Here is a 7,018-nt window from a genome sequence, read left to right as displayed (position 1 = left end):
CGAACACCGATCCCGGGATGATTCGCCTGTTCGCCGCTGGCTGCGCGCGTTCTTCGACGTTGACGAGTCGCGGCTACGTGCACGCTTGTACCTGCACGAAGGTCTCGATCACGGCGCCGGCATCGCGTTCTGGAGCGAGGTCACCGCGATCCCACCCACGCAGTTCACGCGGCCGTACCGGGCGGCCGCGGACGGAACGCGTCGCGCTGCGAGGCATGCTCACGGCTGTCTGACCGTGCGGTACGGATGCAGCCGGACCCACCGCGAGATCATGGGCCTCATGCACGCGCTCGTCGATCTGACCGATTCGTCATGACGGTCGGTCGCAGCGGTGCCGTGCAGGTCCGGCTGCTATCGTTGCCGCCGGAGCACGTTCCGGGGTAGCTCAATAGGCGGAGCAGCGCGCTGTTAACGCGATGGTTGCGGGTTCGAGTCCCGCCCCCGGAGCAGATCGACCAGACGGCGCGGCCTGACAGGCCGCGCCGTCGCGCAGTCGTGGATCGCCTCTGGTCGCCGTCGTCATCGGCTCCGCTTGCCGACGGCACTGGTATGGTGGGCGCACACTACCGGGGAGCTCGGGCAACCGGGCTGAGAGGGCGGATTGACGCGCCGCCGACCCGCATGAACCTGATCTGGGTAATGCCAGCGAAGGGAGGTCGGACGTGCGCCCCGACGGGGTCACGACCGTGGCCGTCATCGCAGGCGGCCAGGCCGTCAGTCCGGCGATCGCCGGACGGATCGGTGACGTCGACTACGTGATCGCCGCCGATTCCGGCCTGCACGCCGTCGAGCGCCTCGGCCTGACCGCCGATCTCGTCGTCGGGGACCTCGACAGCGTCGACCCGGCGCTGCTCGACAGGCCCGGCCTCGAGGTCGACCGGCACCCGGCCGCGAAGGACCGGACTGACATCGTGCTGGCGCTCGATCGCGCCCTCGATCTGGGGGCAGGCGCGGCGGTCGTCGTATCGGGTGGCGATGGCCGGCTCGACCACGCGTTCGCCAACCTGCTCGTGCTCGCCTCGCCGCGGTACGCACGGGTGCGGGTCCGCGCCCTGATCGGCGACGCCGAGGTCGAGGTCGTGCGTGACCACCACGCGATGTCCGCGCCGGCCGGCACGGTGGTGTCGCTGTTCGCCGTCGATGGCCCCGCGCGTGGCGTGACCACCGAGGGACTGCGCTATCCGCTGCGCGACGAGGTGCTGGACCCGCTGTCCAGCCGCGGTGTCAGCAACGAGTTCGCGGGCGGTCCCGCCGCGGTGCGTGTCGCCCACGGCGTGCTGCTGGTCATCCGCCCCGGCGGTGAGCGGCGTGACACCTGTGGCGACGGGCAGCGGACGCCGTGACCGCCGCCGATCCCCGACGATGCAACGACACGGAATCAGAGCATGATCCTCGCTGAGATCCAGTGCCTGCCGACGCCAGCCGGCACCCCTGACGACCGCCACTCCCACGTCGAGGCCGCGATCGCCGAGATCCAGCGCGCAGGCGTGCACCACGAGGTCGGTGCGCTCGGGACCACCCTCGAGGGTGAACCCGACGTCGTGTGGCCGCTGCTGCGACGTACTCACGAGGCGTGCCTCGCGGCCGGCGCCTCGTCCGCCATGACCGTCATCAAGGTCTACGGGACCGCCGACGACGGCCGTACGCCGGGCATCGACGGCTTCACCGCTAAGTTCCGTGAGGGCCCGGACCGCCAGGACACACCCGGGGGACCGGGTGACGCGGAGGCCCGATGAGCGCGCTGCGGCGCCGCCTGCGCGTGGGACGCTGGCTGCCGCCGGCCATCCTGATCGCGGCGCTGCTGCTCGCTTGGGAGCTCGGTGTGCGGATCTTCGAGACGCCCGCCTACATCCTGCCTCCGCCGTCGCGGATCGTGACGGCGTTCGGCGAGGTCCGCGGCGTGCTCGGTGGGCATACAGTCACGACGCTGACCGAGGCACTCGTGGGCATCGTCGCCGGCGCGGTCGCCGGTGTCGCGCTGGCGGTCGCGGTGTGGGCCGTGCCACTGTTCCGACGCCTCACATATCCGCTGCTCGTGGCCAGCCAGACCGTCCCGATGATCGTGCTGGCGCCGTTGCTGGTGTTGTGGTTCGGCTTCGGGCTGACGCCCAAGGTGGTCGTCGTCGCGCTGATCGCGGTGTTCCCGGTCGCGATCTCCACCGTCCAGGGCCTGAGGTCGGCCGATCCAGAGCAGATCGACCTGCTGCGCAGCATGGGGGCGGATCGGCGTGACATCCTGCGTCTCGTCCTCGTGCCGGGCGCCACGCCGGCGTTCTTCGCCGGCCTGCGGATCGCGTCGGCGTACGCCGTCGCCGGCGCGGTGATCGGGGAGTGGGTCGGGGCGAGCAGTGGCCTGGGCCTGTTCCTGACCAGATCGCAGACGTCGTTCCGCGTGGACCGCGTGTTCGTCGGCGTCGCGGTGATCACCGTCCTGAGCGTCGCGCTGTTCGGCGTCGTCGACCTGCTGGCGCGGGTCGCGGCGCCGTGGCAGCACGTCGAACGCGAGCAGAAGGAACGCCAATGAACCTGAGAGCGATCGTGGCGGCCGTGCTGGCCGTCCTCCTGACAGCCTGTGGCGGTCAGTCGGCGGCACCCGGATCGGCATCGAGCGATCAGGGCAGCGCCGCCGTGTCGGCAGCGCCGGCGGGCACCGACGCTGACGGTCGTGAGGTCACGGTCATGCTCGACTGGACGCCGAACACCAACCACTCGGGCCTGTACCTCGCGCTCGACAAGGGCTGGTACGCCGATGCCGGGCTCGATGTGCGCATCATCCAGCCGGGTGAGCAGGGTGGCCTGCCTGCGCTCGCGTCCGGTGACGCCGGCTTCGCGGTGTCGGTGCAGGAGGCCGTGACGCCGGCACGTGCCCAGGGTGCACCCGTCGTGTCGGTCGCGGCGATCATCGCGTCGAACACGTCGAGCCTGATCGCGCTGGCCGACGAGGGCATCGACCGCCCGGCGGACCTGGCGGGTCACCGTTACGGCGGCTTCGGTGGTGAGCTCGAGACGGAGCTCGTACGCTCGCTCGTCGAGTGCGACGGGGGTGATCCCGACGCGGTCGAGTTCGTCGAGGTCGGCAACGTCGACTACCGCGCAGGGCTGGAACGCGACTTCTACGACTTCGTCTGGATCTTTGACGGCTGGGACGGGATCCGCCTCGAGCAGGCCGGGCTCGACATCACGTCGATCCGCTTCGCCGACCACTTCGACTGCATCCCCAACTGGTACACGCCGCTGCTCGCGACGTCGCAGCAGCTGATCGACGATGACCCACAGCTGGTGCGCGACTTCATGGCCGCCACGGCACGCGGGTACGAACGTGCGATCGACGCCCCCGACGAGGCGGCCGACGCCCTGCTCGCCGCCGCGCCCGAGCTCGACGAGGATCTGGTGCGCGACAGCGCCCGGTACCTTGCCGACAGGTACGCACCGGACGGACCCTGGGGCGTGCAGGACGCTGCGGTGTGGAAGGAGTTCACCGCCTTCCTGCAGGAGGCCGGCATCGCGGCCGACGACATCGACATCGACGCCGCGTGGACGAACGAGTTCCTGCCAGCAGGAGACGATGCGGCGGGCTCCGAGCAACCCACGGACGGCGGATGATCGGCCTTGACGGCGTCACGCACACGTTCGGTGACGTCGAGGTCCTCGACGGGCTGTCGTTCGACATCCCGGCAGGCTGCTTCGCAGGCCTGGTCGGACCCAGTGGATGCGGCAAGAGCACCCTGCTCAAGGTCCTCGCCGGCCTGGTCGTACCCGACGCCGGCCGGGCCGTGATCGACGGCCACTCGGTCGTCGGGCGCCCGGGCCGGGCCGCGTACATGGCGCAGCGGGACCTGCTGCTGCCGTGGCGGCGGACGCTGGGCAACGCGACCGTGGGCGCCGAGGTGGCCGGGGTCCCGCGGGCGGAGGCGCTGGGCCGGGCGCGGGAGCTGTTGGAGCGCTTCGGCCTGGCCGGGTTTGAGGACGCGTGGCCCGCGGAGCTGTCCGGTGGGATGCGCCAGCGGCTCGCCCTGCTGCGGACCTTCCTGTGCGGTCGGGACGTTCTGCTGCTCGACGAGCCTTTCGGGGCGCTCGACGCGATCACCCGTCGCGACATGCACGACTGGCTGCAGCAGGTCCTCACACACGATCCGCATACCGTGCTGCTCGTCACCCACGACGTCGAGGAGGCGCTGGTGCTGTCCGACGTCGTGTTCGTGCTGTCAGACCGGCCTGCGCGCGTGACCGAGCGGCTGTCCGTCGACCTCCCGCGCCCACGGACGTCGGAGTCGCTGGTCGACAGCACCTTCGTGACCGCCAAGGCGACGCTACTCGAGGCGCTGGAGAAGGGACGCGCCTGACGCGCGCGAACCCGCTGGTGATCGCATGCCGCATCACCCGTCCAGAACGCGCCAAGGACCCGGAGTTCATCCGACGTTTCGAGATAGATGCGCAGGCCGTGGCGCGCGTCGAGCACCCCCACGTGCTGCCGTTGTACGACTTCTGGCGCGAGGACGCCTATCTCGTCACGCGGCTGCCGCCCGGCCCACACCACCGCTTCCTGGTCCTCGTCGGTCCGTCCGGCAGCGGCAAAGTCATCGGCAGTCCGCGCCGGCCGTCCGACCTCGCCCTCATCCCCGAGGAGGCAGCGCAACTCGTGGAGGTGCTGGCGGAATCGGTGTCCGAAGGCGAGCTGGACCAGATCATGGCGTCGACCGAAGGGTGGGCCGCTGGTGTGTGCCTCAGCTCGCTTGCGTTGCGCCGGCGCCGGACAGCACGCCCGGTTCGTTGACATCGACCGTGTCCTCGCCGACGGACGGCGCGGCAATCGACTACGTGCGATCCGAGGTCGTCACCGACCTCGGGCCCGACGAACTGACGTTCCTCCGGCGGACCGCCGTGCTCGAGGTGATGTCAGGTCCACTCTGCGACGCCGTCCTCGGCACGACCGGGTCGGCCGAGACAGCCGAGATGCTCGAGTCGCTCACGCACACCACCTTCTTCGTCGTCCCGCTCGACGAGGGTGGCAGGTGGTAGGTGCGGCTCGTTCGCCGACGAGAGCTGACCCCGGGGCAGCGCCGCGAGTCGAGCAGGTTGCATGCCGAGCGTGCTGCGACTGCTGGCACGGCTGCCTCGCGTTCGCCTCGATCACCGTGCGCCACCGTCCCAGCACCCTGGGCAGTCGCCATCGTCCGCGTTGAGTGCGATTGGCCTGATCCTCGTCGTCGGTCCGGCGGCTGAACTACCGGAATCTCGGGGACGGACCGTCTACTGGTCACGCTGGTGACCGCCGTGGCCGCGTTCGGCCTGGCGCTGTCGATCGCCGCGAACGGCTCGTCGTGGGTCTTGTCATCATCGGTGCGCACGGAGCGCGTCATAGACGCCACTTCGTCGGGATGCGCGGATCGGGCTGGTAGGAGCAGTACGTGCCCGTGTGGACTGCTCGGTCGAGGTGGTCGCCGAGTGCTGGATGGTGGTTATCGATCCGGGCCATTGCCGTTCGCAGCGCACGGGTCACGGCGGCGCGAGCACGCTCCGAGGCGGATCCGGCTCGTCGTGTTCTGCTGCCGAGTCCAAACGCCCGCGACAGTTCTCGCATCAGGAAGTCGCGTTCAGTGGCCGCCTGCGCCGCCCGTTCGGTGTCGCCGATCGCTTGTGCCCGGTCGATGTCCTCGTCGATCTCAGCCAGGCGTCGTCGATACGCGGTCCTGGCCTGCTCGTCGAGCAGCTCACCCGCATCACCGAGCGCGCTGTCCCACACGCTGGCCGTCCGGCCACCATCAGTCGCTGTGCTTCCGGCTTCGGCCGCGACGAGGTCAAGCACATGGAACTCCCGTCCGGGGTCGGCGAGGAGGCGGGCGAGGTATCGCATGCCCTTCAGGTCCCGCACCCGCGTGGTGCGTCCGTCGAACCCGACCGACCAGTAGTCACCCTCGTGCCGGAGCACGTTGACGGTCCCGGCCGACCGCTCGTCCGCTCCACCGTCGATATGCCCGGCCCTGACCGTACGCTGGGGCGCTGCCCCCTGTTCGATCCGATCAAGGATCGTGCGGACGGCCTGAGACTCCAAGACAGCCTGGGACTCATTGCCAGCCGCACGGTGGGCGTCGGCGAGACCTCTACGCGCGAGCGCCTCCTCGTAGGGCGCGCCGATCTCCTTCCAGCGTCGCGCAGCTGCGGAGAAGTGCTGCTCAGCATCGCGCGCTTCGCCGCCCACGGCGAGGCACACGCGTCCTCGCGCCAGCGCCGCGCTCGCCAGCAGAGCCTTGCTCGCGTACCGCTCGGCGATGGCTTCGAGCTCGTCGGCAGCCGACCGGGCTCGACCGAGGTCGGCGGCCGCGATCGCGATCTCGACCTGCGCCTCGAGCAGCGGCGCCCGCTGCAGGTTGGTGTTGGGGGGCCGCTCCTTCGACGGCACCTGCCGGGGGCGTTCCAGCGCATCCCGGATGGACGCGGCCGCCGTGGTGACGTCTCCTTGCGCCAGGCGCACCAGCGCGAGCGCAGGATACGGATCCCAGCCAGCGTGATGTGCGGCCACCAGGGCGCGCTGTGCGCCGGTGATGTCGCCGCTGCGAAGTCGGATCTGTCCGAGCTCGCTCAGGGGCCACCCGAGTTCGCGCCGCAGGTACGGACGGAGCTCGTCGCACGCTGCGATGGCCTCGGATTCCGCCTCGCCGAGGGCGCCGCGGAGCCGGAGGATCTCCGCGCGGTGCACGCGGCAGCGCCCGTGGAGACTGCCGATGGCGTTGGTCTGGCACCACCGCTCCATGGCCTCGGTCCACTCCTCGGCGGCGTCATGCTGTCCCAGTCCCTGCAGCGCGCACACGAGCTCGCAGTACACGACCCCGGTCGACAACGGGTCGAGGTCACCGGAGACGGTCGCGACTCCGACGTCGTCGAGCAGCGCCAGACCGCGATCGAGGTCACCGTCGAGGATGCGCAGGCGCGCCTCCACCACCCGTCCAAGGGCACACGCCGCCGGGTCAGTCGTCGCACCCACCTCGATCGCACGGCGCGCCCAGGACCCAGCGCCGTC

At 70.6% G+C, this 7,018-nt stretch carries 9 protein-coding genes, 1 tRNA gene and 1 riboswitch; of the genes, 9 read left to right on the top strand and 1 reads right to left on the bottom strand.

Annotated elements, in window-relative coordinates:
- From VK923_19155 to VK923_19115, 9 genes are all read left to right on the top strand, one after another.
- A partial coding sequence (locus tag VK923_19155) for a hypothetical protein (protein ID HSJ46798.1) occupies window positions 1-316 on the top strand: 316 nt, incomplete at its 5' end.
- Window positions 317-374: 58 nt separating this feature from the next.
- Window positions 375-447, top strand: a tRNA-Asn gene (locus VK923_19150).
- Between the two features lie 111 nt (window positions 448-558).
- Window positions 559-671: riboswitch (TPP riboswitch) on the top strand.
- Window positions 663-1,343: a thiamine diphosphokinase gene (locus VK923_19145; protein ID HSJ46797.1), complete on the top strand. Its 681-nt coding sequence runs from the start codon at window positions 663-665 to the stop codon at window positions 1,341-1,343. Its footprint overlaps the riboswitch before it by 9 nt.
- Before the next feature lie 42 nt (window positions 1,344-1,385).
- On the top strand, window positions 1,386-1,736 hold the full coding sequence (locus VK923_19140) for a thiamine-binding protein (GenBank protein HSJ46796.1): 351 nt from the start codon (window positions 1,386-1,388) through the stop codon (window positions 1,734-1,736).
- Entirely contained in the window at window positions 1,733-2,524 is a 792-nt protein-coding gene (locus tag VK923_19135) for an ABC transporter permease (protein ID HSJ46795.1), read from the top strand. The genes VK923_19140 and VK923_19135 overlap by 4 nt, the downstream gene beginning before the upstream one ends.
- The gene (locus tag VK923_19130) at window positions 2,521-3,603 is read left to right on the top strand and encodes an ABC transporter substrate-binding protein (protein ID HSJ46794.1); all 1,083 of its coding nucleotides are present in this window, start codon (window positions 2,521-2,523) and stop codon (window positions 3,601-3,603) included. The genes VK923_19135 and VK923_19130 overlap by 4 nt, the downstream gene beginning before the upstream one ends.
- Window positions 3,600-4,343, top strand: a complete 744-nt coding sequence (locus tag VK923_19125) for an ABC transporter ATP-binding protein (GenBank protein ID HSJ46793.1) — start codon at window positions 3,600-3,602, stop codon at window positions 4,341-4,343. Before VK923_19130 ends, VK923_19125 begins: the two co-directional genes overlap by 4 nt.
- A 17-nt stretch (window positions 4,344-4,360) precedes the next feature.
- Window positions 4,361-4,774: a hypothetical protein gene (locus VK923_19120; protein ID HSJ46792.1), complete on the top strand. Its 414-nt coding sequence runs from the start codon at window positions 4,361-4,363 to the stop codon at window positions 4,772-4,774.
- 8 nt (window positions 4,775-4,782) lie between these two features.
- On the top strand, window positions 4,783-5,019 hold the full coding sequence (locus VK923_19115) for a hypothetical protein (GenBank protein HSJ46791.1): 237 nt from the start codon (window positions 4,783-4,785) through the stop codon (window positions 5,017-5,019).
- A 337-nt stretch (window positions 5,020-5,356) separates the two neighbouring features.
- Here the strand turns inward: VK923_19115 and VK923_19110 are convergent.
- Window positions 5,357-7,018, bottom strand: a 1,662-nt coding sequence (locus tag VK923_19110) for a hypothetical protein (GenBank protein HSJ46790.1), incomplete at its 5' end; no start/stop codon positions are given.

Source organism: Euzebyales bacterium (assembly GCA_035461305.1).
In the GTDB taxonomy this organism is placed as follows: Bacteria; Actinomycetota; Nitriliruptoria; order Euzebyales; family JAHELV01; genus JAHELV01.
Note: the sequence above shows the minus strand (reverse complement) of the source record. Positions and strands in the feature narration are given on the sequence as shown.